General features: G+C 37.7%; 22 protein-coding genes. 16 read left to right on the forward strand and 6 right to left on the reverse strand.

Annotated elements, in window-relative coordinates; all coding sequences use genetic code 11:
• Nucleotides 1-7: 7 nt before the first annotated feature.
• The 6 genes from ABXT49_RS03460 (at nucleotide 8) to folD (ending at nucleotide 8,659) form a co-directional block, all read left to right on the forward strand.
• On the forward strand, nucleotides 8-394 hold the full coding sequence (locus ABXT49_RS03460; protein WP_416653220.1) for a hypothetical protein: 387 nt from the start codon (nucleotides 8-10) through the stop codon (nucleotides 392-394).
• Nucleotides 395-597: 203 nt separating this feature from the next.
• Nucleotides 598-2,898, forward strand: coding sequence for a DUF1989 domain-containing protein (locus ABXT49_RS03465; RefSeq protein WP_416653222.1), 2,301 nt, complete (start codon nucleotides 598-600; stop codon nucleotides 2,896-2,898).
• 165 nt (nucleotides 2,899-3,063) lie between these two features.
• A complete protein-coding gene (locus ABXT49_RS03470) occupies nucleotides 3,064-4,005 on the forward strand; it encodes an ABC transporter substrate-binding protein (RefSeq protein WP_416653225.1) in 942 nt (313 codons plus the stop codon).
• Nucleotides 4,006-4,206: 201 nt separating this feature from the next.
• Nucleotides 4,207-5,268, forward strand: a complete 1,062-nt coding sequence (locus ABXT49_RS03475) for a quaternary amine ABC transporter ATP-binding protein (RefSeq protein WP_416653227.1) — start codon at nucleotides 4,207-4,209, stop codon at nucleotides 5,266-5,268.
• An 18-nt stretch (nucleotides 5,269-5,286) separates the two neighbouring features.
• Complete coding sequence (locus ABXT49_RS03480) at nucleotides 5,287-7,698, forward strand: ABC transporter permease (RefSeq protein WP_416653228.1); 2,412 nt, start codon at nucleotides 5,287-5,289, stop codon at nucleotides 7,696-7,698.
• Between the two features lie 127 nt (nucleotides 7,699-7,825).
• The gene (gene folD, locus ABXT49_RS03485; RefSeq protein ID WP_416653230.1) at nucleotides 7,826-8,659 is read left to right on the forward strand and encodes a bifunctional methylenetetrahydrofolate dehydrogenase/methenyltetrahydrofolate cyclohydrolase FolD; all 834 of its coding nucleotides are present in this window, start codon (nucleotides 7,826-7,828) and stop codon (nucleotides 8,657-8,659) included.
• Nucleotides 8,660-8,665: 6 nt separating this feature from the next.
• On the opposite strand, the gene ABXT49_RS03490 is transcribed toward folD, so the two are convergent.
• The gene (locus ABXT49_RS03490) at nucleotides 8,666-9,826 is read right to left on the reverse strand and encodes an aromatic ring-hydroxylating oxygenase subunit alpha (RefSeq protein ID WP_416653232.1); all 1,161 of its coding nucleotides are present in this window, start codon (nucleotides 9,824-9,826) and stop codon (nucleotides 8,666-8,668) included.
• A 98-nt stretch (nucleotides 9,827-9,924) separates the two neighbouring features.
• Complete coding sequence (locus tag ABXT49_RS03495; RefSeq protein WP_416653235.1) at nucleotides 9,925-10,815, reverse strand: LysR substrate-binding domain-containing protein; 891 nt, start codon at nucleotides 10,813-10,815, stop codon at nucleotides 9,925-9,927.
• Between the two features lie 396 nt (nucleotides 10,816-11,211).
• Here ABXT49_RS03495 and ABXT49_RS03500 point away from each other — a divergent pair, with 396 nt between their 5' ends.
• Genes ABXT49_RS03500 through ABXT49_RS03520 form a run of 5 tightly spaced genes read left to right on the forward strand, consistent with a single transcriptional unit; the run spans nucleotide 11,212 to nucleotide 17,632 of the window.
• Nucleotides 11,212-12,558, forward strand: a complete 1,347-nt coding sequence (locus tag ABXT49_RS03500) for an NAD(P)/FAD-dependent oxidoreductase (protein ID WP_416653237.1) — start codon at nucleotides 11,212-11,214, stop codon at nucleotides 12,556-12,558.
• A 4-nt stretch (nucleotides 12,559-12,562) separates the two neighbouring features.
• On the forward strand, nucleotides 12,563-13,825 hold the full coding sequence (locus tag ABXT49_RS03505) for a sarcosine oxidase subunit beta family protein (RefSeq protein ID WP_271542003.1): 1,263 nt from the start codon (nucleotides 12,563-12,565) through the stop codon (nucleotides 13,823-13,825).
• Nucleotides 13,826-13,834: 9 nt separating this feature from the next.
• On the forward strand, nucleotides 13,835-14,125 hold the full coding sequence (locus ABXT49_RS03510; protein ID WP_416653240.1) for a sarcosine oxidase subunit delta: 291 nt from the start codon (nucleotides 13,835-13,837) through the stop codon (nucleotides 14,123-14,125).
• Nucleotides 14,122-17,070 (forward strand): sarcosine oxidase subunit alpha family protein, encoded by a 2,949-nt coding sequence (locus ABXT49_RS03515; protein WP_416653243.1) that lies wholly within the window; start codon nucleotides 14,122-14,124, stop codon nucleotides 17,068-17,070. The genes ABXT49_RS03510 and ABXT49_RS03515 overlap by 4 nt, the downstream gene beginning before the upstream one ends.
• Nucleotides 17,063-17,632 (forward strand): sarcosine oxidase subunit gamma, encoded by a 570-nt coding sequence (locus tag ABXT49_RS03520; RefSeq protein ID WP_416653245.1) that lies wholly within the window; start codon nucleotides 17,063-17,065, stop codon nucleotides 17,630-17,632. Before ABXT49_RS03515 ends, ABXT49_RS03520 begins: the two co-directional genes overlap by 8 nt.
• Before the next feature lie 67 nt (nucleotides 17,633-17,699).
• Here the strand turns inward: ABXT49_RS03520 and ubiG are convergent, their stop codons facing one another.
• Together ubiG and ABXT49_RS03530 are read right to left on the reverse strand one after the other, a co-directional pair.
• Entirely contained in the window at nucleotides 17,700-18,404 is a 705-nt protein-coding gene (ubiG, locus tag ABXT49_RS03525) for a bifunctional 2-polyprenyl-6-hydroxyphenol methylase/3-demethylubiquinol 3-O-methyltransferase UbiG (protein WP_416653248.1), read from the reverse strand.
• Nucleotides 18,401-18,850, reverse strand: coding sequence for a peroxiredoxin (locus ABXT49_RS03530; protein WP_416653250.1), 450 nt, complete (start codon nucleotides 18,848-18,850; stop codon nucleotides 18,401-18,403). The genes ubiG and ABXT49_RS03530 overlap by 4 nt, the downstream gene beginning before the upstream one ends.
• Before the next feature lie 52 nt (nucleotides 18,851-18,902).
• Here ABXT49_RS03530 and lepA point away from each other — a divergent pair, with 52 nt between their 5' ends.
• Nucleotides 18,903-20,690 (forward strand): translation elongation factor 4, encoded by a 1,788-nt coding sequence (lepA, locus tag ABXT49_RS03535; protein WP_416653252.1) that lies wholly within the window; start codon nucleotides 18,903-18,905, stop codon nucleotides 20,688-20,690.
• On the opposite strand, the gene ABXT49_RS03540 is transcribed toward lepA, so the two are convergent.
• The gene (locus ABXT49_RS03540; protein ID WP_416653254.1) at nucleotides 20,687-21,073 is read right to left on the reverse strand and encodes a GFA family protein; all 387 of its coding nucleotides are present in this window, start codon (nucleotides 21,071-21,073) and stop codon (nucleotides 20,687-20,689) included. The genes lepA and ABXT49_RS03540 overlap by 4 nt on opposite strands.
• Nucleotides 21,070-21,852, reverse strand: a complete 783-nt coding sequence (locus ABXT49_RS03545) for a cytochrome C assembly family protein (RefSeq protein ID WP_416653256.1) — start codon at nucleotides 21,850-21,852, stop codon at nucleotides 21,070-21,072. Before ABXT49_RS03545 ends, ABXT49_RS03540 begins: the two co-directional genes overlap by 4 nt.
• Before the next feature lie 59 nt (nucleotides 21,853-21,911).
• Here ABXT49_RS03545 and ffh point away from each other — a divergent pair, with 59 nt between their 5' ends.
• The 4 genes from ffh to ABXT49_RS03565 all read left to right on the forward strand — a co-directional run bounded on the left by ffh (nucleotide 21,912) and on the right by ABXT49_RS03565 (nucleotide 25,339).
• Nucleotides 21,912-23,315, forward strand: coding sequence for a signal recognition particle protein (ffh, locus tag ABXT49_RS03550; protein ID WP_416653258.1), 1,404 nt, complete (start codon nucleotides 21,912-21,914; stop codon nucleotides 23,313-23,315).
• Nucleotides 23,316-23,403: 88 nt separating this feature from the next.
• Complete coding sequence (locus tag ABXT49_RS03555; RefSeq protein ID WP_416653260.1) at nucleotides 23,404-23,778, forward strand: DUF4430 domain-containing protein; 375 nt, start codon at nucleotides 23,404-23,406, stop codon at nucleotides 23,776-23,778.
• Between the two features lie 31 nt (nucleotides 23,779-23,809).
• Nucleotides 23,810-24,400, forward strand: coding sequence for a DUF6580 family putative transport protein (locus tag ABXT49_RS03560; protein ID WP_416653262.1), 591 nt, complete (start codon nucleotides 23,810-23,812; stop codon nucleotides 24,398-24,400).
• Nucleotides 24,401-24,487: 87 nt separating this feature from the next.
• Nucleotides 24,488-25,339: a DMT family transporter gene (locus ABXT49_RS03565; protein ID WP_416653264.1), complete on the forward strand. Its 852-nt coding sequence runs from the start codon at nucleotides 24,488-24,490 to the stop codon at nucleotides 25,337-25,339.
• The last annotated feature ends 8 nt before the right edge of the window (nucleotides 25,340-25,347 follow it).

A 25,347-nucleotide genomic window follows, 5' to 3' on the forward strand; every position in this document is an offset into this window, starting at 1 on the left:
AGTTATTATGAGTAAAAATGAAGAAACATTTGAAGTTGGTGCTGACGGCTTAGATACCGATCGCGAGCAAATGATTGGACAGCATATCGGTTATAGATATGATGTAAACCTTGTTCCTGATCTTAAGTTTATAACGCCTTTTTTACAAAAATATATTGAAAAAATGGGCTGGAAAGATCTTAACTGGTTAGAAGATATTCATATGGGTTATGAGGGCGATCAAGCTGCTGTTTTTGATAGAAATATTAATGGTTGGGTCACTATTCCGGACAATATAAAACTTCCAAATAATCAGCAAGAGCGAGATATGATTGCTCGTGAATTATTGGTTAAGTTTCAAATGTCAGAAAACCACCCAATGGTTGACCTTAATAACGCTTACCGTAAATTCTAACTACTGTAAGTGGTTTCTAAAGGGGTTAATTTGGAGCAAAGCTCTGAATCTTAACTCCTTAGTTTTTCGGCATTCCACCCCCTGGAGTGCCGTATAAACTATTTTTTAGTTTGTAATTCATTTCATCGAAGCATGAATATTTTCAAATTGACCTATAAATTATTCTATGTATACTCAAATTATCTGTTAAATTATTATCCTAAATGAGAGTTTCTAATATTAAATATGATGGAGATTGTGAAACTTACCAAATACTTGGTGGTGAGGCAATTTCAATTGACTTAAAGAGTGGTGATTCAGTAGAAATAGTCGATGTGGAGGGAGATCAGCAGTGTAGTGTCCTTGCTTTTAACTCTAAAAAATTATCAGTATTGTCAACTTTAAGCTGGAATTCAAAACCTAAAAGTAACGCATCTGAAATAAGCACAGATGAATGCTCTGATATGCTCAGGGCAATTCTAAAGCATAACCAAATTGATTCCAAAAAACTAAATGGTACTGAGCTTTTTTCAGCATCAAATCCTGCTGATTCACGTCAATCTTTCAATATTAAAAATGATGCCTTGTGCGTATTTGATGCTAAAGGTGGACCAATGATAGTAGATAAACAGAATTCTCCCACAGAAATTTTAATCAATGTCTCTCGTTCAAATCCGACGATTCCATCAGAGCGCCTCCCAGAACCTTTAGCAAAAATAACAAAAGAAATTCGAGTTAAAGATAGTTCAGCAGTTGCCTATAAAGTAAAGGCAGGAGAATACATCCAGGTCATTGACGTTGAGGGGCAGCAGTGCTCTGACTTTCAAGCTTTTATTGAAGACGACTTAAATAATAATATAGAGTTATGTCTTGACCCAACCGTAACCAGGTCTCAGATGCTCGCTAGTTACCCCGCACCTGGAACGCATGATAAGTTTTATAATCAAAACTCAGTTCCACTTGTCGAAGTCATTCAAGATACAGTCTGTCGACACGATACATTTGGCCTTGCCTGTAACGCTAAATATTATGAAGATCGAGGTTTTCCCGGTCATATAAGCTGCACTGATAACTTTAATTTATCTCTCGCAGAGTATGGAGTTAAGCCAAGACGAAACTGGGCAGCGGTTAATCTCTTTTTTAATACAGCGATAGAAGAGTGCCACTCACTCACATCTGATGTCTCTTGGTCTAGACCCGGAGATTACGTTTTATTAAGGGCTGTAAATGATCTTGTTTGCGTCTCCTCAGCTTGTCCAGATGACACGACTTCAGCAAATGGATGGAATCCTTCCGATATACATGTTAGGATCTATGATAAATCTAATACTTTCCCATCGGCTACGGCTTTTAGGCCTGACCCACAATCGATACCGACTATGACTAAAGAAACTGGTTTTCATAAAAATACCTCTAAATTAACGAAAAACTTTGATAACTATAACGGCTACTGGCTCCCACTCGAGTATGAGAATTTAGGTGCGATTAAAGAGTATTGGCAGTGCCGTGAAGCGGTCGCTATGATTGACCTTGCACCGCTAAGAAAGTTTGAAGTTTATGGCCAAGATGCTGAAGTCCTAATGCAATATGCGATTACCAAAGATGTTCGCAAGCTAGCGGTCGGTCAAGTTGTTTATTCTGCGATGTGTTATGACAACGGCTGCATGATTGATGATGGAACCTTATTCCGCCTTGATGACAATAACTTTCGATGGATTGGTGGCTCAGATGATGGCGGCAAACATCTCAGGAAAATTGCTGAGGATCGTGGATTAGATGTTAGAGTTAAATCTTCAACTGATCAGCTCCACAATGTTGCGGTTCAGGGCCCTAAAAGTCGCGAAACTTTATCAAAAATTATTTGGATACCTAAATTACAAACCACGATTGAAGACCTTAAATGGTTTCGATTTACGATTGGTAGAATTGGCGGTGAGTTTGGGATCCCTGTGATGGTTTCTAGGACAGGATATTCGGGCGAACTTGGTTACGAAGTTTTTGCTCATCCAAATGATTGTGAATCTGTGTGGGACTCAATTGCAGAGGCTGGTGAGGAATTTGGTATATGCCCTTTGGGATTAAATGCTCTTGATATGCTTAGAATAGAGGCAGGTTTAATTTTTGCAGGCTATGAATTTTGCGATCAAACTGACCCATTTGAAGCGGGAATTGCATTTACGGTTCCACTGAAAACAAAAGAGGAAGATTTTTCTGGAAAAGAAGCATTAATTCTTCGTAAGAATTCTCCACAAAGAGTTCTTGTTGGGTTAGAATTAACTTCTAATGAGGTTGCACTCCATGGAGATGGGGTGTATATTGGAAAGCAACAGGTTGGAGTAGTAACAAGTGCAACACGCTCTCCAATATTAAAAAAGAATATTGCACTTTGTAGAATTTCAGTATCAGAGTCAGAAATTGGCAACGATGTTGAAGTAGGAAAATTAGATGGACATCAAAAGCGCCTTTCAGCAAAGATTGTTCGCTTTCCGTTTTATGATCCTGAAAAGACTCGAGTAAGAATGTAGTTATTTTCAGGCAAAAGAATGTTTTAGATTAGTAATTAAGTCTAAAGCTGTAAGTATGGTTTTTAAGGCAGTATTTGTTAAAAAAATCATTTTAAAGTTGAATTTTTTGAGATTTTTCTATAATTTTCTTAAATATATTTGATTAAACAATAAAAGGAGAAATAAATGAATAAGTTTACAAGTAAGGTAGCTGCTGCTGCTTTAACGATGACTTTAGCTTCTGTATCGGGTCAAGCTCTTGCAGCTGACTCTTCGAAGCCAATTGTCATTCCAACTCATAACTGGTCAAGCCAAGTTGTTATGGCTTATGTAATCGGTGGTATTTTTGAAAGTATGGGTAACAATGTAGAATATGTTCCTGCTGACTCTCAAGCAGTTTATGAAGCGATCCGTAATGGAGACGTAACTATTTCACACGAAGTATGGCAGTCTGCATTTGGTGCATCTTTTTATAACGCAATGGAGAAAGGCGGAATTGTTGATGCAGGTAACCATGAAGCAATGACTCTTGAAGAAATGGGTGTTCCACAATGGGTTGTGGACGAAAACCTATGTCCTGGACTTCCAAACTGGGAAGCACTTAAAGACTGTAAAGATGTGTTTGTTACTGCAGACTCAGGTGGTAAAGGTCGTTGGTTAGAAGGACCACAAAGTTGGCATGGTAACCTTATGCCAGAGCGTATTGCTGCGTTAGGTCTTGGTGATGACTATATGGTTAAGTTTGCTGGTGGTGCAGATGCACTATGGGCTGATTTAGCTGCTGCTAAAAAAGAAGGCCGTGGAACAATCGTCTTTAACTGGACTCCAAACTTTACTGATGCTGATGGATTTGCATTCATTGAATTCCCTGAGTACTATGATGGTTGTAGAACAGTTGATGGTGGTGATGGTGCTTGTGGATCTCCAAAAGGTTGGTTGAAAAAAGCAGCTAACTATAAGTTCCCTAAGACACACCCTGCTGCATATACAGCTTTCACAAAGATGTCTTTCTCAACAACTCATATTGGTCAAATGGCCGCACTTGTTGACGTTGATGGCATGAGCCATCAAGATGCTGCATCTGCATGGCTTGCTGCTAATCAGGATGTTGTTTCAGCATTTAAATAAGGCTTCTATAGCTTAGACTTCTTAATTTTTTTAAGGAGTTTGTTAATGTTTTAAATCTCTCCCCTGGGCTTTCTCAGCTAGGGGAGATTTATTATGCCCTTGAAAAACTTTAGATAGAATTACCCACTAATAACTTTCAGAACAAAGGTATTTTTTTGTATACTACAGTTGTGAGATTTAAATCAATTTTGGACTATTTATATGCCACCTAAAGAAACGAATATTAAAAACAAACAACCAGTCATCAAGTGTGACTCGGTCTACAAAATATTTGGTGAAAATGCAAAAAAACTACTTCAAGAGGCTAATGGTAAAGTTGATGCCAAAGAATTCCAGGATGCCGGCTGCGTTGTTGGTGTAAATAGTGCTTCATTTGAAGTGTACGAAGGTGAGATGTTGGTTGTAATGGGTCTTTCAGGCTCAGGTAAATCAACCCTACTAAGATGTATATCCAGACTCACTGATACAACAGCAGGAAAGATATATATTGATGGAGAGGATCTTCTTGCACTTAATTCTAAAGAGCTTATCGAACTTAGAAGAAATAAAATGGGAATGGTGTTTCAAAGCTTTGCACTACTACCCCATAAAACCGTACTAGAAAACATTGCATTTCCATTACAAGTTAAAGGAAGTAGTACTAATGATAGTATGAAACGAGCAATGGAAATGGTTGAACTTGTTGGTCTGACAGGCCGTGAAAATTACTTTCCTAGAGAGCTTTCAGGTGGTCAGCAACAAAGAGTTGGAATTGCTCGCTCATTAGCGGTTGAACCAGATATTTGGTTTTTAGATGAGCCATTCTCTGCCCTGGACCCATTAATTCGAAAAGAAATGCAAGATGAATTTTTGAGATTACAAGGTGTATTAAACAAAACAATTCTATTTGTTACTCATGACTTCGATGAAGCATTAAGACTCGCTGATCGAATCGCAATTATGAAAGATGGCATTATTGAGCAGTTAGATACCCCAGCTAATATTGTTCTTAATCCAGCAACTGAGTATGTTCGTAAGTTTACTGAAGAAGTTCCTAGAGAAAAAGTTCTAAAGATTGAGTCAGTCATGGATCCTGTTGGCAGCTCTGATGAAGAGTTGAGTGAACTTCAGGTTTCTAAAGACGCAATTATTGAAACTGTTGCGGAAGCAGTGCTTAGTGAACAAAAGCCGGTAGCTGTATTGGATGAAAATAATAATATAGTTGGTGTTTTAAATTGCTCTACTATTATTCATGTCCTTTTTGGTGATCGCTCCAAATCATAATATTTAGATAAACTGACTATGGAATTTCTTAAAAATAATCCTAAACTTCTTCAATTTGGCATTGTTTTAATTGTATTTTTTATTCTCATGTCAATGACGGGAGAATATCACGATATTATTTCACTTCGTGATGGTTTTGCTAATAAAGTTAAATCTGGAGAAATCGATGCCATAGTTGGTTTCTCGGAGTCATTTAGAATGATTCTTAGTGGTCAGCTCCCACCTCAATTAGTAAGACTTCCAGAATTAAACTTTTTTAATCCAGTTACAGATACTTCAATAGTATTTAAACTCATAGCTCTCTTAACTATTCTTGGTTTGTTATTTAGAAAGTTTCTTTTGACTACTAAGGAAACTAGAGATCTTCCAATTGTCTGGTTTAAACAAAACTGGACAAAGTTGTTTGTCTATATACCTGCTGGAATTATTGTTGGCTTTCTAATCCTACCAACACTATTGAATTGGTTTTTTGGTGACATCACCACAAGTAGTTTTTGGACAATGAACCAAATCATTAATGATTCTGCAGAATTTGTAATGTACGAATGGTGGCCGGTTGAAATTTATGATCCAGATATTGAAGATTATGACGAATCTGCAATGGTTAAGGAGATAACTAGAGGTTTTTCTCGCTCTATTCTCTTTGCTATTGAGTTTATTCGTGAGATCTTATTGGGTGGAATTAAAACAATTGTTGCCTTTACAAGCTGGGAGTGGTCTGATGCGAATGAGTGGGCAGTTTGGCCCGGACTTCCATGGACTGTTGTGTCTGCTTCAGCGATTATGATTGGCTATTTTTTAAGTGGAAGAGGTTTAGCAATATTGGCTGCTTTTTCTACTATATATATCAGTGTTTTTGGTCAGTGGGAGCCTGCCATGGAAACACTCTCATTTGTTCTAGTTGCTGCTCCAATATCTTTTATTTTAGGTCTTAGTCTTGGTGTTTGGGCCTATAAGAGTAAAACTACTGAAACAGTCTTAATGCCTCTGCTAAACGTAGCACAGACAATGCCCCATTTCTCTTACCTTGTTCCAGTCATGGTTTTCTTCGGTGTAGGTGATCATGCAGGCGCTATAGCAACTATTATATTTGCAACGCCGCCGATGATTAGGCTGACACTTCTTGGCTTAAAAAAGGTTTCTCCTGAAGTTATTGATGCGGGGATGATGAGTGGCTGTAATAACTTTCAACTGATGTCTAAAGTTTTAATTCCTTCAGCTAGAAGAGATATTCTGATTGGCGTAAACCAGGTAATTATGCAGTGCCTAGCGATGGCAGTAATTGCTTCATTTATTGGCGCAAAAGGTTTAGGCTTTAATTTACTTCTTGCACTAAATCAGCTAAAAATAGGCCAAGCTTTAGAGCTTGGTATTTGTATTGTCCTTATTGCGGTATTTTTAGATAAACTATCTCTAGCATGGGCTAACAAGCAAACTGATTATTTTGCTGACCTGCCTTTCATTGAAAGACATAAGTATGCGGTATCTTTTGCTGCCATTCTTTTCGTTGGAAGTTTATTGGCATATCTAGGAACGTTTTTGTTTAGGGACGGAATCAATTATCTTTATATGATTCCTCACAACAAGGGTTACACATCTCAACTTTTTTGGCAGTCAGGCGTTGACTGGATTTGGGATACTTTTTTCTTTTCATTGCAGGGGTTTAACACTTGGTTAATTCAGGATGTCCTTATTCCAATGAAGACGGCTTACCTCTCGATGCCAGTCATAGCAACCTTTACACTCGTCATGGGCGTTGGCTATATTATTGGCGGGATCAGGTCTGCGCTGGTCGTTGGTGGTTTTTTACTGGTTATCGCTCTTTTACAATGGTGGGAGAGGGCTCTTATTACTGCCTACATGGCAAGTTTTGGCGTTATTGTATCTGGTTTAATTGGAATAACCGTTGGCTCTCTTTGTGCCAGAAACAAGATTGCAAGTAAGATTATTTTGTTGGTTTGTGATACCTTCCAAACCTTTCCTTCGTTTATCTACTTGATACCAGTTATTATGCTTTTTGGTGTTACAGATACTTCTGTACTAATTGCTGTAATTGTTTATGCGACTATTCCAGCAACTCGATACACAGTAGAGGGCCTCACAAGCGTTCCTCAAGCACTTCAAGATGCTGGCTCAATGTCAGGAGTTAATCGGATGCAGAGATGGCTTAAAATAGAAATGCCTCTTGCATTACCTCACATCATGTTAGGTCTTAATCAAACCGTTGTTTTTGCCCTATTTATGGTCATCATTGGTGCAATGATTGGAACTGATGATTTAGGACAATTTATATTGAAAGCTTTATCTGACAAACAGGGTATTGGTAATGGCTTGTTGCTAGGCTTATGTGTTGCTTTTATTGGACTTGCTGTCGATCATCTTATTCAAACATGGGCTACACAAAGAAGAAAATTACTGGGCATAGATTAAAACTAATCTAAGGTGATTTAAAGACTTTTTTTAAAATTCAAACCTAATTGAAATTAATTACTAATTTAAATGTTGTTTGCCACGATAATAGCACTTTTGTATTTATAAAATCTGGAGAGTTGTTAAGATGAAGATTATAGATGGCAGAGTTCTTGCTGAAAATCTTAGAAAAAATATTGCTAACGAAGTAAAGCAGTATTCTAGACCTCCTGGCCTAGCAGTCATTTTAGTTGGTGATGACGAAGCCTCTAAGGTCTATGTAAGAAATAAATCTAAAGCTTGTGTCCAGGTTGGGTTTTATTCAGACCAAATTCATAAATCATCAAATATTACTCAAGAGGAGTTATTATCTGAAGTTAAAAGGCTGAATGAAAATAATAATATTGATGGTATTTTAGTTCAACTTCCATTGCCTGCTCACATTGATGCAAATGTCATAATTGAGTCGATTATTCCCGAAAAAGATGTTGACGGCTTTAGTAGTGAAAATATTGGTAAGTTAAGTTTAAAGAAACCATTCATTAGTCCCTGTACTCCTAGAGGCGTTATGAAAATGTTAGCCTCTATCAAGTGTGACTTAAGGGGTAAGGATTGCGTAATCATCGGCGCTTCAAATATTGTTGGAAGGCCAATGGCAATGGAGTTTCTTAATGCTGGTGCTACAGTTCAAGTTTGCCACAAGGAAACAAAAGATATTAAGCTTAAAACTAAGTCAGCAGATGTTATTGTTGCTGCTGCTGGAGTTGCAAACTTAGTTAATGCTGACTGGATAAAAGAAGGCGCCGTTATTATCGATGTTGGTATTAATAGACTTGATAATGGATCTCTGGTGGGTGATGTAGATTATGAAGCTGTCAAAGGTATGGTCTCTGCTATCTCTCCTGTTCCTGGAGGCGTTGGCCCAATGACTATTGCAGTATTACTTGAGAATACTTTAACAGCCTACAAAGCAAGGTTATAAATTAGCTTACTGCTTTCCCCTAAAGTCTTTTAAAAATTTCGCTACCCACTGATGAAAACAGTGAGTAGCACTGTCCATTACTGGTGAGAATTTTCCGCCATCAAACATTAATCCACTTCTTCCGCGCTGCATTCCCTCTACAACCCCAATATCTTCACTAAATACAGTTTTCCAAAAAGACGCGTTAGAGTCTATAAGTTTTTTTAGTTCTGGCATTTCAGAGGGATCTTTTGCATAATATAGTGAGACATGCTCAATTGTTTTATTTGTAGAGATTGGTTCTATAATTATTGAAAAAAAGTGATCCCTATGAACTCCTAAAAGTACATTTGGGTACAAGGCTATATACTCACTTTTAGTGTCCCACTCATCTGACAAATTTTCAAAATCTGGAAATACGTTGCCATCATCACTTTTCATTTGGTTATAGACATGAGAGCCTTGCCCAGAGAAATGACCCATCTCCTCAATATGATAGTGATCTTCTATACTTGAAGTAACATTAAGCTCAGGGTGGACCCAAGGAAGATGGTAGCTTTCACAATAGTTTTCAACTGCTAGCTTCCAGTTAGTATCTAGATTAAGTTTGAATGAAGAGCTCTCACCTCCATGATGAAGGGGTTTTTCAAACTCAGACCATCTCTCAATTGCTTTTGAAGCATAATCAGTAAACTCCTTAGCAGAATTAGAAATATTTACAAAGATAACGTCTTGCCAGACCGCAGATCGAATTTTAAAGAGACCAAGCTCTTCATTTTTAATAGACTCATGAGTATTTATATCCGTTCCTCCAACCATGGGCGTTGCACACAAATCACCATCAAGATTGTAACACCAGCTATGATATGGACAGCTTATCACTCCTTTTATATTTGTTAGCTTATCAATTAAAATCATCCCTCTATGGCGACAAGTATTTTGAAATACATTAATATCTCCACTTGAGTTGCGAACCAATATCAAAGGCATTCCAATAAAGTTCAGTGGCTTTATATCTCCTGGATTTGGTATATCACTGCCAGTGCCAATAGCTGACCAATTGTCAAACAAAATTGCTTTTTTTTCTTCATCAAAAACAGCATTACTGACATAGTGCTCGTTAGGTAGTCCTTTAGCTTTATCAGTTGATGTTAGGACAGAGTCTAAGTTACTAAGTGGAATAGACATGAAGAGAAAGTTGAAGTAAAAAACGCTATGATACTATCAGCGTAAAGTAATTATTCTTAATAAAATTACTCTAAAAAATTGAATACATTTCAATTAATTTATGATTTTGAAATTAGAAAATCTCTAAGAATTTTAACATTTTCAGGGAGCAAATCTTCTTTTTCACTCATAATGTATATCGCTGACGGAGCTGGTATTGATGTGTCGCCCAGAACAACAAGCTCTCCACTATCAATTTTAGGTTTACACAGACGCTTCCAGCCTAAGACTATTCCCATTCCATCAGAAGCAGCTTGAAGGGCAATCATATAGTTATTAACATGAGTTCCTGGTGAGATTTTTCCTTTGTATCCAAGAGCATTAAACCAAGAGAACCAATTTGACCAATTTTTATCTTTTGCTCTGAGATGAATGAGAGGCGCCTGCGCTAAATCTTCAACAGTAATATTTGGGTATTCTTTGGCAAAACTAGGGCTACATACTGGAACAAGTTCATCTTGAAAAAGAGTGTGCTTTTGGTTTGACTCATTCTCAACAAAACCATAGCAAATTTTTAAATCAACAGCAATCCCTTGAGAATCAGGATTATCAGTTACATGTTGATTAACAGGTATTTCTGGGTGTTGTTTCCAAAACTCTGCTAAATGAGGCGGTAGCCAAAGAAAAGAGATTGCAGTGGTCGCACTAATAATTACCTCTTTATCAGTAGCAGAGCGCCTAAGGTTTGCAAGTGTTGAAGAAATTGCTGTAAAGCTACTTTGAAGAACAGCAAATAAAGATTCTCCGTGATCGGTTAAATTATTACCATGGTGTTTCCTATCAAATAACGAAAGACCAAGTTCGGTTTCTAAAAACTTAATTTGGTGGCTAACTGCACCTGGAGTAACTCCAAGTTCTTCAGCAGCACCCTTAAAACTTCTATGACGAGCAGCAGTCTCAAAAGTTGCAAGAGAGGTTAGTGGCGGTAATTTATAGTATCTACGAGACATAGTTGTTCCCTAAATGTTGAATCCAAGTATACTTACTTTTTGTATATACAGCCTTCATAATAGACCTTTTTTAACTATATTAGAGCAAATATTCATAATTAAATATAACTGGTACTTTTTTAATACATGTTTTTTTCAAGCTCTACTTAGCCCCTTATATTGCATAATTAGCTAAATATATTTAAAATATTATTAATTTATGGGTCATTCATAAAACTTAAAGAAAGTATATTATTTTTTTATATATAGCTATAGAATTATTTTCACTTTAGTTTGAATTTTTTAACTACTTAGTGCTTTCAATTTAAAGATAATAATGATAACTAAAAAACTAGATTTTATTCAAATTTAAACTTTACATTTCTATTAACAATAAAAAATACAAAGGAGTTTAGTATGTCTTTACCAAGTCAAGCCGAATATGTTATTGCTGGTGCAGGAATTCATGGATTATCAACTGCATGGAGATTGGCTGAACGCCTAACTGCAGATGGTGAGGGAGTTAACGGGCGTATTGTAATAATTGATAAAGCAAATAGAATTGCAGCTGGAGCAACTGGAATTGCTTGCGGTGTTGTTCGTAATAATTATTTTCAACCTGCTATGAGAAAATTGATGGCCCATTCAGTTAGTATTTGGGAAAGTGATCCAGATGCCTTTAGTTATCATCCAAACGGATATATGCAAATTTCATGCGAAAAAATGCGTGAGGATGTTAAACAAATCCATGCTGAGCAAGCTGCAATTGGCTATGAAAGTGTTTTTATTGAGGGTGAGGAAGAGTCGCGTGATTACATGCTAAACATGTTTGATGATTGGCAAGCGCAAGGAATTACTTCAGTTCTTCATGAAAAGCCAGGTGGCTATGCAAATAACGTTAAAGCGATGGAAGGTCTTTCTAAAAAAGTATTGGATTTAGGTGTTACTGTTGTTCTTGAAACTGAGATAACAGGTTTTGTTTCTGAGGGTAATGGTCAAAGAGTTACTGCAGTTGAGACAGATAAAGGAACGATTGCATGTGACAACCTAATTATAGGAGCGGGTCCTTGGGTTCGTGATTTTTGGCATATGCTTGGACTTCCGTCTCAAATTGAATTAAAGGACCTTGAGGGTGAGGTTCATGAAGATATTGATATGTGGCGTTTTTGGCAGTTAGAAGAGGGTGTCTTAGAAATTGATCCTGAAACCTTAGTAACCAATGATGGTAAGATTCCGCCAGTTCTTCATATTGATACTGACGCGCCTTTGTATTCTACTGTAGATGGCTCACTTATTACGGATGAGCTATGGGGAATCTATTATAAGCCTGACTGGAGCTTTGGTGGTATCCAGGGAGGGGCTTCGCCTTATACAGTTGATACACCTGTTAATGAAGTTGCTATCGATCCATATGGCCCTGAAAGTAAAGAGTTTACAGCAAGTAAAGATTTCCCTGAAATGTGGGTTTCTGCTCTTGCGCATTGTCATAAAAGATTTGAAGGTATGATGCCTCATTATCATAAAGAGCCATCAGGCGGAATTGGTTGCTTTACTCCAGATAGTTTCCCTGTAATTGATACTTATAATGAAAATGTAACAATAATTGCAGACAGTAATCATGGATATAAAATGTTAGGAGTTGGCTGCTTAGTTGCTGAAGAGTTGCTTGGTGAAAAGCAAGAGCTTCTAGAGCCGTTTAGGTTTAGTCGCTTTAAAGCGGGTAAGCTTCATCCAGTTTCAAATAGTCCTTATCCTTGGAGCTAAAAAAGTGAGTAAAACACGCTATTCTGCTTTTAAGGTACTTAAAGAAGCACTAACTGGTCATAAAGGTTGGGAGCCAACTTGGCGTGATGCTGAGCCGAAAGCTGACGGTTATGATGTTGTCATCGTTGGTGGAGGAGGGCACGGTTTAGCGACTGCTTACTATTTAGCAAAAAATCATGGTATTACTAATGTTGCTGTTATTGAAAAAGGCTGGATAGGCGGTGGTAATGTCGGAAGAAATACGACCATTATCAGGTCAAATTATTTACTGCCTGGAAATGAGCCTTTTTATGAATTTTCACTGAAGCTGTGGGAGAATCTTGAGCAAGATTTAAACTATAACGCAATGGTTTCTCAGCGCGGTATTATGAATTTAATCCATTCTGATGCTCAGCGTGATGCATTTATTCGAAGAGGCAATGGTATGCTATTTGCTGATGCGGGCTGTGAATTTATAGAAGCAAAAGAAGTAAAAGAAAGGTATCCATTTTTAGATATGGATAACCCAAGATTCCCAATTAAAGCTGCTTTATCGCAGCCTCGTGGAGGGACGGTTCGTCATGATGCTGTCGCTTGGGGATACGCAAGAGGTGCTAGTGATCTTGGAGTGGATATTATTCAAAACTGTGAGGTTACAGGCTTTAACATTGAAAATGGTAAATGTTTAGGTGTTCAAACAACTAAAGGCGAAATTAAAGCTGGAAGAGTTGGTGTTTGTGTTGCAGGCTCATCTGGAAGAGTGATGGCGAAAGCTGGAATTAAACTTCCTATTGAAAGTCATGTTCTTCAAGCTTTTGTAACTGAAGGCCTTAAGCCAGTAATGGACAATGTGATAACTTTTGGTGCTGGACACTTTTATTGTTCTCAGTCTGACAAGGGTGGTCTTGTTTTTGGTGGCGATATTGATGGCTATAACACTTATGCTCAACGTGGAAACCTGCCTGTTGTTGAAGATGTATGCTCTGGCGGCATGGCTATTATGCCGATGATAGGCCGTGCTAGATTACTTAGAATGTGGGGAGGAGTTATGGATATGTCAATGGACGGCTCTCCATTTATAGATAGCACTGAAATTGATGAATTATTTTTTAATGGTGGTTGGTGTTATGGTGGCTTTAAGGCAACGCCTGCTAGTGGTTACTGTTATGCTCACTTGCTTGCAACAAACTCCCCACACGAAGTAGCAACAGCATTTAAACTTGATCGATTTAGGCGTGGCGCAATGATTGATGAGAAAGGTGTTGGCGCTCAACCAAATCTGCATTAGGAGGACATTATGATAATAAATCATCCATTACTTGGTCCTCGTGATTCAGAAGAATTTGTTTATTTAGGTACAGCTGACCTTATAAAGCGTCCTAATAATTGGGAGCAAGATGCTTCTGCTGAAGACTTTTACCAATACCAATACATTAGAGAAAATATTGCTGGCGATCATCGTGAGCTTTGGTACCACGAGCAGGGCGATCAGTCTTGGTTGGTTGTTACTAGAAATACTTTATCACATGAAATTCTTAATGTTGAGTTAGCTCAAGATGTTTCAAGAGAAATAGGTAGAGGAAAATGAGTCAAGTTAATAGAATAAAAGGCGGCTTAGTAAATCAAAAAAAATCTTTAAGCTTTACTTTTAATGGCCAAATATTAACTGGATATGAAGGTGATACGCTTGCATCAGCTTTACTCGCAAATAATAAAAAATTAGTTGGACGCTCATTTAAGTACCATCGTCCTCGCGGAATAGTTACTGCCGGCTCTGAGGAGCCAAATGCAATTATGGAGATTGGTAATGGTGCCTATAAAGATCCAAACACTAGAGCAACTAACACTGAGTTATATAACGGATTAGAGGCAAATAGTCAAAACCATAGAGGCCCATTAGGTTTTGATCTTATGGCTATTACAGATTTTTTATCCCCACTGCTTGGTGCTGGGTTTTATTATAAAACTTTTATGTGGCCTAAAGCTTTTTGGGAGAAGTTTTATGAGCCTGCAATTCGAAATGCTGCTGGACTAGGAACTCTCTCGACTGAGCCTGATCCAGATACTTATGATAAAGGTTTTCGCTATTGTGATATTCTAATTATTGGTGCTGGCGCAACCGGTTTATCAGCTGCAATTACGGCTGCCAGTTCGGGCGCAAAAGTTATACTTGCTGATGAAGACTTTTTAATGGGTGGAAGACTCAACACCGAATCTTTAAAAATTAATGGTATGTCTGGTAGTAAATGGGCAAAAGATACAGTTGCTGCTTTAAGCACAATGGAAAACGTTACATTGATGTCAGATACAACTATTTTTGGAGTATATGATCATGGCATTTATGGCGCAATCGAAAATAGAGCATCAGAGGCTAGGGAAGATAAAGATAAGCCTCGTCAGGTCAATTGGAGAATTTATGCTAAGCGCTCAATTCTTTGTGCTGGTGCAATCGAAAGATCGATAGCATTTGGAAATAATGATCGTCCAGGTATTATGCTTGCAAGCGCTGTGAGATCTTATGCAAATAGATTTGCAGTTGCTACAGGTGATAAAGTTTCAGTCTATACAAATAATGATGACGGCTGGAATACTGCGAGAGACTTGGTTTTGAATAATATACGAGTTGTTGCTGTAATTGATTCTCGCTCGATTAGTCCTGTATTAAGAGTGCCGGGCGCTGAAATTTTTATGGGTACTGATGTTTCAGATACCTTAGGTAGAAGAGCCCTAAAATCGATCAAACTAACTAATGGAAAATCAATAGATACAGATTGTCTAGCTGTTTCAGGTGGATGGAATCCAAACCTTCATTTAACGTGTCATCACCGCGGAATTCCAAAGTGGAACGAAAAGATTGCATCTTTTATTCCAGATGAATCAAATCCACCTGGAATGTCAGTTGCGGGAAGAGCTAAAGGAACAATGGTACTATCTGATGCAATTATTGAAGGGCACAATGAGGGCTCGTCTGTCGCTTCAGATCTAGGCTATAAAGTTAAAGAATTAGATCCAGCTGAAACTCAAACAGTTTCATATAGCGTCACTGCAAACTGGGGAGTTCCAAGTGGAAAAAATCGTGCTTGGGTTGATCTTCAAAATGACGTTACTGCAAAAGATATTAAGCTTGCAAACCAAGAGGGATTTAAATCAGTTGAGCATGTTAAGCGCTATACAACCTTAGGTATGGCTACTGACCAAGGTAAAACTGCTAACGTTCTTGGAATTGGTATTATGGCCGATAATATGGGCCAAACCATGGAACAGACTGGAACTACGATATTTAGGCCTCCCTATTCTCCAGTAGCAATTGGAGCATTTGCAGGAAGAAGGCGTGGAATGGAATTTTATCCAACACGATATACTCCAAGCCATAAATGGTCTGTTGAGCAAAATGCTATTTTTGTAGAGGTTGGAATGTGGTATCGCTCTCAATGGTTCCCATTGCCAGGAGAAACTCATTGGCGTGAATCTGTTGACCGTGAGGTAAAACAAACAAGAGCATCAGTTGGTATTTGTGATGTAACAACTCTCGGTAAGATCGATATTAAAGGTGCTGACGTTTCAGAGTTCCTTAACAAAGTCTATGTAAATGCTTTTGCAAAAGTGCCAGTGGGTAAAACTCGTTACGGCCTAATGCTTCGTGAAGATGGCATGGTAATGGATGACGGAACAACCGCAAGGCTTTCTGAAAATCATTTTGTAATGACCACAACTACCGCAAATGCCGTTAATGTTTATCGCCATTTACAGTTTTGTCATCAATGCTTATGGCCTGATCTTGATGTACACATGATTTCAGTTACGGAGCAGTTTGCACAGTATGCAGTTGCTGGTCCAAACTCACGAAAGTTACTTCAAAAAGTTGTAGATTCTGATTATGATATTTCAAATGAAGCTTTCCCTTATATGGCTGCAGGTGAGATTACAATTTGTGGTGGAATACCTGCAAGGCTGTTTAGAATATCATTTTCAGGTGAATTAGCTTACGAAATTGCTGTTCAAACTCGCTATGGTGATTCACTTATGAGGGCTCTAATGGAAGCGGGTGAAGAGTTTAATGTTGTGCCTTATGGCACTGAAGCCTTAGGCGTAATGCGAATTGAAAAAGGCCACGCTGCTGGTCCAGAGCTTAATGGTCAAACTAGCGCTTACGATTTAGGAATGGGAGGGATGATTTCTGGCAAGAAAGACTTTATAGGATACAAGCTTGGATTGCGTGAAGACCTTCTTCGTGATGATCGCATGCAGATGGTTGGTTTTAAGCCAGTAAATACTCAAGATCTTCTTCAAGCAGGTTCACATCTTCTTAATTTAAGAGATAAGCCATCGACTGAAACAGATCAAGGCTGGATTTCATCTTGTATTTATTCACCAATATTAGGTCACTATATTGGTATTGGTTTTATTAAGAGCGGACACAGCCGTAAAGGCGAATTTGTTCGAGCAGTTGATTTAGTGAGAGGTAATGATATTGAAGTTGAGATATGCAGCCCTCACTTTGTTGATCCAGAAGGAGAGCGTTTACGTGTCTGATTATGAATTAGTAGTAGAATCCGCACTTGATGGTGCTGAGCATGAGTTTGAGGGAGTAACTGTCTCAGAAGTTATTGGTAAGTCACTAGTTATGGTTGCATTACCAAGGCCCAAATTTAAAGAGATTGAGTCATCAATGACAAAGTCTTGTGGCCTATCGCTTCCTGAAATGGAGCAATCAACTCAATCTAAAGACTCATCTATAACGCTTTGGCGTTTACAGAAAAACCAAGTTCTAGCTTATTTTTCTTATGAAGGTAATGATGCGGAAGCAAATATTGCAAGCAGATTAAATGCTCCTGCCTACTATACTGATCAATCTGATACTTGGGCGATGATTAGGGTTAATGGCCCAAGAAGCAGAGATGTTTTGGAGCGAATTTGTCCAATCGATCTAAGTAAAAATGTATTTTCTGTTGGCAATGTCTCTAGAACTATTATGGAGCATATAGGAACCATAATCTATAGAGATGATTACGATTCTTATGTCCTTCTAACGATGCGATCTTTCGGAGTCTCAATGCTGCATGCTATAGAAGTATCAGCGAAGAATGTTTTGTAATTAGGCTGTTACAGAAAAATCAAGCTTCTAAGCAATAATCATTACATAAAAATTTTTGTATTTATTTCTATCCCTTCTTGTAGTGCACCATATAATTAACGCTTACATCATCACCTAGTTTGTATTTTTTAGTAATTGGGTTGTAAGTCATTCCAATCATTGAGCTAATTGATAAATCCCAAGTTCGAGCCCAACCATCAATCTCACTTGGGCGTATAAACTTCTCATAGTTATGAGTCCCCTTAGGTAGGAGATTTAAAATATATTCTGCACCAACAATAGCAAAGAAATATGCTTTTGGATTTCTATTTATAGTTGAGAAAAAAACCCTTCCATTTGACTTAACTAATTTAGAGCAAGCTTCAATAACTAATGATGGGTCTGGAACATGCTCTAGCATTTCAAGGCAGGCGATGACATCAAAAGATTCGGTCTCTTTTTCAGCTAAATCCTCAGCTGATATGGATTGGTAATCAATATCAAGGCCAGACTCGAGGAGGTGAAGTTTAGCCACTTCAAGTCCCGCTTCAGCTAGATCAATACCAACCACAGTAGCTCCTTCAAGGGCCAGGGATTCACTCAGAATTCCGCCACCACATCCCACATCAAGAATGCGCTTGCCTTCGAGAGTACCTCCGCACTGCTCTTTGATATAGTTAAGGCGAAGCGGATTAATATCATGAAGCGGTTTAAACTCTGAATTTCTGTCCCACCAGCGCGCTGCTAGGACTGCAAATTTATTTACCTCTTCGTGGTCAACGTTTGAGTTCATAGTGCCTTTATAAAGTCGAGTACTTCTTCAGCGTGACCATCCACCTTGACTTTATCCCACTGCTTGAGAATGTCTCCGTCCGGGCTAATAACGAAAGTCGATCTGACGATACCGATGTGCTCTTTGCCGTACATTTTTTTAAGCTTTAAAACATCAAACTGCTTACACAAAGATTCGTCCTCGTCTGAGATTAGGTCGATTGTGTAGTTGAACTTTTTGATGAATTTATCGTGCGATGCAATGGAGTCTCTAGAGACGCCATAGATCAGTGAATTATTTGCAGCAAAGTCATCATTGAGCCTAGTAAAGTCGTTGCCTTCAATGGTGCATCCAGGGGTGTCATCTTTTGGATAAAAGTAGAGAACAATGTTTCTTCCCTGGTTGTCAGGAATGTCAATTTTTAGATTACTTGTGGCGACACATGTAGTGGGGTTTATTTTATTCATATACGATATAATCTCATGGCTTTAATTTTAAAGCAGTCATTTTAACATTGATATGCAAAACATCCGAAATTTTTCTATCATTGCGCACATAGATCATGGCAAGTCAACAATTGCTGATCGCTTTATTCAGCATTGCGGTGGACTCAGTGATCGTGAGATGTCGTCACAAGTTCTTGACTCTATGGATATTGAGAAAGAAAGAGGGATTACGATTAAATCACAAAGCGTTTCTTTGCAATACAATGCAAAAGATGGTCAAACATATCAATTTAATTTAATTGACACGCCTGGACATGTTGATTTTTCATATGAAGTTTCTAGATCTCTTTCTGCTTGTGAGGGAGCACTATTAATTGTTGACGCCTCTCAAGGTGTTGAAGCTCAAACAGTCGCTAATTGTTATACTGCTTTAGATCAAGGTCTTGAGGTAGTTGCGGTTCTTAACAAAATTGATTTGCCCGCTGCTGAGCCAGAGAGGGTTGTGGATGAGATAGAGGATGTGATCGGTGTAGAAGCTCATGATGCGGTCCATGCAAGTGCTAAATCTGGCATTGGAATTGAAGAAATTCTTGAGCAGATTGTTGAAAAAATTCCTGCCCCAGAAGGCAATATAGATGCCCCAATTAAAGCACTCATAATTGATTCATGGTTTGATAATTATTTAGGCGTTGTTTCTTTAATCAGAGTTATCGATGGCGAAATTAAAGCTAAAACAAAGATTAAAATATTCTCCAATAAAAACGAACACTTAGTGGATGAAGTTGGTATTTTTACACCTAAAAGAACTAAGACCGATAGCTTAAAAGCTGGAGAGGTTGGTTACTTAATTGCCAGTATTAAAAATATTGATGGGGCTCCAGTTGGCGACACCATAACTAGTAGCAAAAATCCAGTAGAGCAGCCTTTAGATGGCTTTAAACCTGTACAGCCTAGAGTTTTTGCAGGGCTTTTCCCAACATCTGGTGAAGACTATGAGAAATTTAGAGATGCACTAGCGAAGCTTCGCTTAAATGATGCGGCTTTACAGTATGAGCCTGAAAACTCGGACGCACTTGGGTTTGGCTTTAGGATCGGCTTTTTAGGTCTTCTTCATATGGAGATTGTTCAGGAGCGTCTTGAGCGTGAATATGACTTAGACTTAATAACAACTGCACCAACAGTAATCTATGAAATTCTTGATACTAAAGGCAACGTAACAAAAATTGATAGTCCATCAAAACTTCCTCCAGTTCAGACTATAGCTGAATTTAGAGAGCCAATTATTACAGCAAATATTTTAGTAACTAGTGAGTATGTTGGGCCAGTAATAAGCCTTTGTGTTGAAAAGAGAGGTGTTCAAAAAAATATAAACTATATGGGCCGGCAAGTCTCTATTGTTTATGAGCTTCCCTTAAATGAAGTGGTTTTAGATTTCTTTGATAAACTTAAATCTGCATCAAGAGGTTTTGCCTCTATGGATTATCATTTTGAGCGTTATCAGACTGCTGATTTAATACGCTTGGATATATTAATAAATAATGAGAGTGTTGATGCTTTGGCTTTAATTATTCATCGTGACAACTCTACTTATAAAGGCCGAGAAATTGCTGAAAAAATGAAGGAACTCATCCCTAGACAGATGTTTGATGTTGCAATCCAAGCATGCATTGGAGTTAAGATAATCTCAAGAACAAATGTTAAGGCGCTTAGAAAAAACGTTACGGCAAAGTGTTATGGTGGTGACATTACTCGGAAAAAGAAATTACTTGAAAAGCAGAAAAAGGGTAAGAAGAGGATGCGTTCAATTGGGAGAGTGGATATTCCGCAAGAGGCTTTTCTTGCAGTTCTTCATATTGATTAAACTATCTCATTTAATTTAGTAAACCATTCAGTATGGTCTTCAATCTGAACTAAAGTAGGCTTAATATTGGGTGCTTCCATTGTGCTGCCTAACGGTAATAACATCCAACCTTTTGCAGTTTGCCTTGGGACTCGTGATCCACATTTATTACAAAATGCATTGCCAAAGGTATTTGGAAGAGGTAAAGTGTATTCGCCCCTTTTATTCTCACCTGAAAGCCATAAAAATTGCTCAGGCTTGACAAAAAGATTTGTTGCAAATGCTGCCCCAGTTACTTTTCGACATCGGGAGCACTGACACATTCCAAAGAACTCATAAGGCCCTTTCATTTGCCATGAGACTATGCCGCAAAGGCATTCTCCATTTAAAATTTTTATACTCATAATATCTCTAAAAAAAACTTGGTACCAAAGTAAGATAAAACCAATATTGAAAAAGCAGTTTGAGTTGATACTGCTATAAGTTTTCCTCTCCAGCCAAAAATCTTATGCCCAAGCAGAATCCCAGCAAAACCAATCCAGGCAATGATTGAGAGGATAGTTTTATAGGTAAGTTTTTGTGTAAAAAAATCATCAATATAGAGATAACCTGAGATTAAAGAGAGGGTAAGAAGCAAAAACCCCATCTTTAATGTTTGATAAAGGAACGCTTCCATAGTTTGAAGTGCTGGAAGCTTATCGACAAAAGTATTAAAGTTATGTTCATGTAAAAAACGCTCTTGGATACTTACAAGGACTGACTGAGCAACTGCAATGGCAAGAAGAGCGTATGCACCAATTGACAGAAAAGCATGCGCTGCAATTGACATAGAAATAAGCTTACCTTGGGTTCCTGGAAATAAAAAAGCAATAATGACTGCAAATGCACTTAGAGGGTATACAAGGATCCCTAGAGAGTGAATAGGCTTACTGAAAGAGGTTAGAAATAAAAGCGTAGCTACAACCCATGCTACAAAAGAAATACTCACAGTTAGTCCAAAAAATACACCATCATGCTGCCACAACTCAAACAGAATATAGCCATGCGAAGAGCAAGCTATTAGAAGCATTAAATTAACAATTGTTCGATGTTGATTTGTTACTGAATCTAAAACAAAATATCTGGTTAGTAAAAGTCCAGAAAGTAGATAAGCGATAAATGGTAGAGCATGAAGTAAAGGCATCTCTAGCTTTGTCTTTGCAAAAGATTATATAATACGATATTTCACCCAAGTAGAACATAATGTTTGATAATTTAACGGAACGACTATCCAATAGCTTTAAGGCCATTCAAGGCAAAAATAAGCTGTCCGATGAAAACATTAAAGAAGCCATAAGAGAAGTCAGAAGATCTCTCTTGGAGGCTGATGTTGCGCTTGATGTAATTAAGTATTTTATAGAGCGAGTTCAAAGTAAAGCAATTGGACTTAAAGTAGGGGAGGGGCTGAGTCCATCTCAAGCCTTTATTAAGTTAGTTGAAGCTGAGTTAACAGAAGTAATAGGTGGCCAGAATGAATCTCTAAACCTTGCAACTCAGCCACCAGCAGTTGTAATGGTAGCAGGCCTTCAGGGTTCAGGAAAAACAACCTCGATTGCCAAGTTAGCGCGTTATTTAAAAGAAGAACAAAAAAAGAAAGTTCTTGTAGTCAGTGCAGATGTTTATAGACCTGCTGCTATTGAGCAGCTTAAAATTCTTGCTGAGCAGATAGGTGTTGATTTTTTTCCTTCAACTGTAGATGAGAAACCAGAAAAAATAGTTTCAGATGCAAAAAAACAAGCTCAATCACAGTTTCATGATGTTCTTCTAGTTGATACTGCCGGAAGACTTCATGTTGATGAGCAAATGATGTCTGAAATTCAAATTCTTCAGAAGCAAGTTAATCCAATAGAAACGTTGTTTGTTGTTGACTCAATGACAGGGCAAGACGCTGCGCATACTGCAAAAATATTCTCAGATATGCTTCCACTTACTGGAATCATACTAACAAAGACTGATGGCGATGCTAGAGGTGGTGCTGCTCTATCTGTAAAACATATAACTGGAAAGCCTATTAAATTTATGGGTGTTGGTGAAAAGACTGACGCTTTAGAGCCATTTTATCCAGATAGACTTGTTTCTCGTATTCTTGGTATGGGTGATGTTCTTTCTTTAGTTGAAGAGATTTCAAAAAAAGTTGATCATAAAAAAGCTCAGAAGAATGTCCAAAAAATGGCGAAAGGCAGATTTGATCTGGATGATATGAGGGATCAGTTAATGCAAATGCAGCAAATGGGCGGAATGGGGGCTTTAATGGACAAAATGCCTGGAATGGGGCAGATACCTCAAAGCGTTAAAAATCAAGTAATCGGGGATACTGAAAGCAGCCGAATGGTTGCAATTATTAACTCAATGACTCCAAAAGAAAGAAATCACGTTAATTTAATCAAGGGCTCTCGTAAAAAAAGGATTGCTGATGGGTCTGGTACAGATGTTCAGCAAGTAAATAAATTGTTAAAGCAATTTGAAAAGATGCAAAAAACAATGAAGAAAATGAAGGGCGGTAAAATGAAAAAAATGATGCAGAAAATGGGTGATATGCAAGGCGAAGGTGGAATGCCTGATTTTTCAAAGATGCCTGGACTTGGAAATAAAAAATTTCCATTCTAAGCAAATTACTTGTTTTTGCTTGTTGACTATTGCAGTTTATTGTTTTTGATATAAAATCCGAACTTTTATATTGTCATTTTTAATTGAAATGAAATTTAATCTAAAACTTCTAGCCATAGTTTTTCTTGGCTCTCTCTTTCTTCAGCCTTCATTATCTTTTGGTGATGATTCCGTTGAATCTATTCAGCTTTCATTAGTAATTACTTCTGCAGATGAGTTAAGTTTAACGGCGATTAAACAAGTTGATAAGGGGCTTAACGCATATGAAGCTATAAGTGAGTTAGTTACTGTTGGCGTAAAAGATACAAGTTTTGGTCCTCAAATCATGTCTTTAGCTGGGGTTGAGGCAGTTGGAAATACTTATTGGGCATTGTACGTTAATGGCTTAATGTCAATGGTTGGAGCGCAAGATGTTATACTTTTAGAGGATACATTTATTCGCTTGAATATGGAAGCATTTTAATATATTATTGTTTGAAAAATTTAGGAGAGAAATGATGAGCAATCAAGATCACAAACTTAATTCAAGTTTTAGTTATTTAGTTATTCTAGCAGTATTAATTTCATTAGGAGTTGCAGGAAGATTGCTACCTCATCCACCTAACTTTACTCCTATGGCTGCAATAGCATTATTTGCAGGATTTATTTTTATAAAAAGGTATATGGCTATTGTTGCTGTTATCGCCACTATGCTTCTTTGTGACTATTTTGCTTTTGGCTCACTTTCTGCAAGTTGGTTTGGCTCTAAGTCTATGTTTGTTGTTTATCTTGCTCTCCTATTTCCAATTGTATTTAAAAAATTCCTACAAAAGAAACTTAGCGTATTAAAAATTGTAGGAGCTGCTTTAGCAAGTTCTATTGTTTTTTTCTTAGCAACTAATTTTGCAGTTTGGGCATTTTCACCAATGTATGCAAAGACTCTTGAAGGTCTTATGCTGTGTTTTACGATGGCAATTCCATTTTTTCAGAATACAGTGGCAGGTAACTTAGTATGGTCAGGCGTTATATTTGGTGCCTACTTTGCTTTACGTAACTTCTCGAACTTAAGAATTTTGAATCAAAAAGATAAATCAATCTTTAGCTAGATTATATTTTTTGCCTTAAAGCTTATCTAATGGTAATTAATAAAAGTGAATTTATAGCTTATGTCTAGGCATCTAAAAGGACTTCTAATGACCGTTTTTGCGGTAATTCTGTTAAGTCCAGATTCTGTTCTTATTAGGTTAGTTGAGGAAGCTTCTCCAGAGGTTGACAGCTGGACAGTTCTTTTTTGGCGAGGGCTATTATATGCCGTAGGGGTTTCTTTATTAGTCTTTCTAAAGTACCGCTTAAAGACGCTAGAAGAATTCAAAAAAATTGGAAGAGGGGGCTTATTAATAGGTTTTTTTTCCGGAATCAGTACAGGAACGTTCGTATTCGCAATTGTTTATACATCAATTGCAAATGCTCTTGTTATTATAAGTACTGGCCCAATAATGATAGCAATTGTCTCTTGGTTTCTACTTAAAGAAAAATCTAGTTTAGTGACCTGGGCTTCTATGATCATTGTCTTTATTGGAATTTACATTGTTATGAGTGGAAGTCTTGGGGGAGAAAACCTTGTTGGTGACTTTTTTGCCTTGATTACAGCAGTAATGATGGGATTTACTTTTACTTTGACTCGCAAATATAAAGATGTCAATATGGTTCCTGTAAATGCAATTGGTGGGGTAATTGCTGCCCTTATAGCCTATGTAATGGCCAGTAAAATTTCAGTTCCACCCGAGGTGGTAAAATACATAATCGCTATGGGGGCAATACTTTCAATTTCATTTAGTTTAATAACAATTGCGCCAAGATATATGCCTGCAGCTGAAGTTGGAATGATTATGCCTTTAGAGACAGTATTGGGAACTTTAATAGCTTGGTATGTCATACATGAAGAGCCATCAACGAATGCTTTAATTGGTGGAACGATTGTTATTGTGACTTTATTCTGTCACTCTTGGTATAGCACTAAGCTGGCAAGAGATCAGCTAACCTGACCCCTAAT

Source organism: Candidatus Pseudothioglobus sp. Uisw_086, assembly GCF_048085745.1.
In the GTDB taxonomy this organism is placed as follows: Bacteria; Pseudomonadota; Gammaproteobacteria; order PS1; family Pseudothioglobaceae; genus Pseudothioglobus.

What these genes read in the sequence shown, in the direction of transcription:
- ABXT49_RS03545 (WP_416653256.1), bottom strand. Translation starts at nt 21,852, where the DNA reads ATGCCTTTACTTCATGCTCTACCATTTATCGCTTATCTACTTTCTGGA.
- lepA (WP_416653252.1), top strand. Translation starts at nt 18,903, where the DNA reads ATGCAAAACATCCGAAATTTTTCTATCATTGCGCACATAGATCATGGC.
- ABXT49_RS03510 (WP_416653240.1), top strand. Translation starts at nt 13,835, where the DNA reads ATGATAATAAATCATCCATTACTTGGTCCTCGTGATTCAGAAGAATTT.
- ABXT49_RS03500 (WP_416653237.1), top strand. Translation starts at nt 11,212, where the DNA reads ATGTCTTTACCAAGTCAAGCCGAATATGTTATTGCTGGTGCAGGAATT.
- ABXT49_RS03555 (WP_416653260.1), top strand. Translation starts at nt 23,404, where the DNA reads ATGAAATTTAATCTAAAACTTCTAGCCATAGTTTTTCTTGGCTCTCTC.
- ffh (WP_416653258.1), top strand. Translation starts at nt 21,912, where the DNA reads ATGTTTGATAATTTAACGGAACGACTATCCAATAGCTTTAAGGCCATT.
- ABXT49_RS03540 (WP_416653254.1), bottom strand. Translation starts at nt 21,073, where the DNA reads ATGAGTATAAAAATTTTAAATGGAGAATGCCTTTGCGGCATAGTCTCA.
- ABXT49_RS03465 (WP_416653222.1), top strand. Translation starts at nt 598, where the DNA reads ATGAGAGTTTCTAATATTAAATATGATGGAGATTGTGAAACTTACCAA.
- ABXT49_RS03565 (WP_416653264.1), top strand. Translation starts at nt 24,488, where the DNA reads ATGACCGTTTTTGCGGTAATTCTGTTAAGTCCAGATTCTGTTCTTATT.
- ABXT49_RS03515 (WP_416653243.1), top strand. Translation starts at nt 14,122, where the DNA reads ATGAGTCAAGTTAATAGAATAAAAGGCGGCTTAGTAAATCAAAAAAAA.
- ABXT49_RS03470 (WP_416653225.1), top strand. Translation starts at nt 3,064, where the DNA reads ATGAATAAGTTTACAAGTAAGGTAGCTGCTGCTGCTTTAACGATGACT.
- ABXT49_RS03530 (WP_416653250.1), bottom strand. Translation starts at nt 18,850, where the DNA reads ATGAATAAAATAAACCCCACTACATGTGTCGCCACAAGTAATCTAAAA.
- folD (WP_416653230.1), top strand. Translation starts at nt 7,826, where the DNA reads ATGAAGATTATAGATGGCAGAGTTCTTGCTGAAAATCTTAGAAAAAAT.
- ABXT49_RS03480 (WP_416653228.1), top strand. Translation starts at nt 5,287, where the DNA reads ATGGAATTTCTTAAAAATAATCCTAAACTTCTTCAATTTGGCATTGTT.
- ABXT49_RS03560 (WP_416653262.1), top strand. Translation starts at nt 23,810, where the DNA reads ATGATGAGCAATCAAGATCACAAACTTAATTCAAGTTTTAGTTATTTA.
- ABXT49_RS03475 (WP_416653227.1), top strand. Translation starts at nt 4,207, where the DNA reads ATGCCACCTAAAGAAACGAATATTAAAAACAAACAACCAGTCATCAAG.
- ABXT49_RS03495 (WP_416653235.1), bottom strand. Translation starts at nt 10,815, where the DNA reads ATGTCTCGTAGATACTATAAATTACCGCCACTAACCTCTCTTGCAACT.
- ubiG (WP_416653248.1), bottom strand. Translation starts at nt 18,404, where the DNA reads ATGAACTCAAACGTTGACCACGAAGAGGTAAATAAATTTGCAGTCCTA.
- ABXT49_RS03460 (WP_416653220.1), top strand. Translation starts at nt 8, where the DNA reads ATGAGTAAAAATGAAGAAACATTTGAAGTTGGTGCTGACGGCTTAGAT.
- ABXT49_RS03490 (WP_416653232.1), bottom strand. Translation starts at nt 9,826, where the DNA reads ATGTCTATTCCACTTAGTAACTTAGACTCTGTCCTAACATCAACTGAT.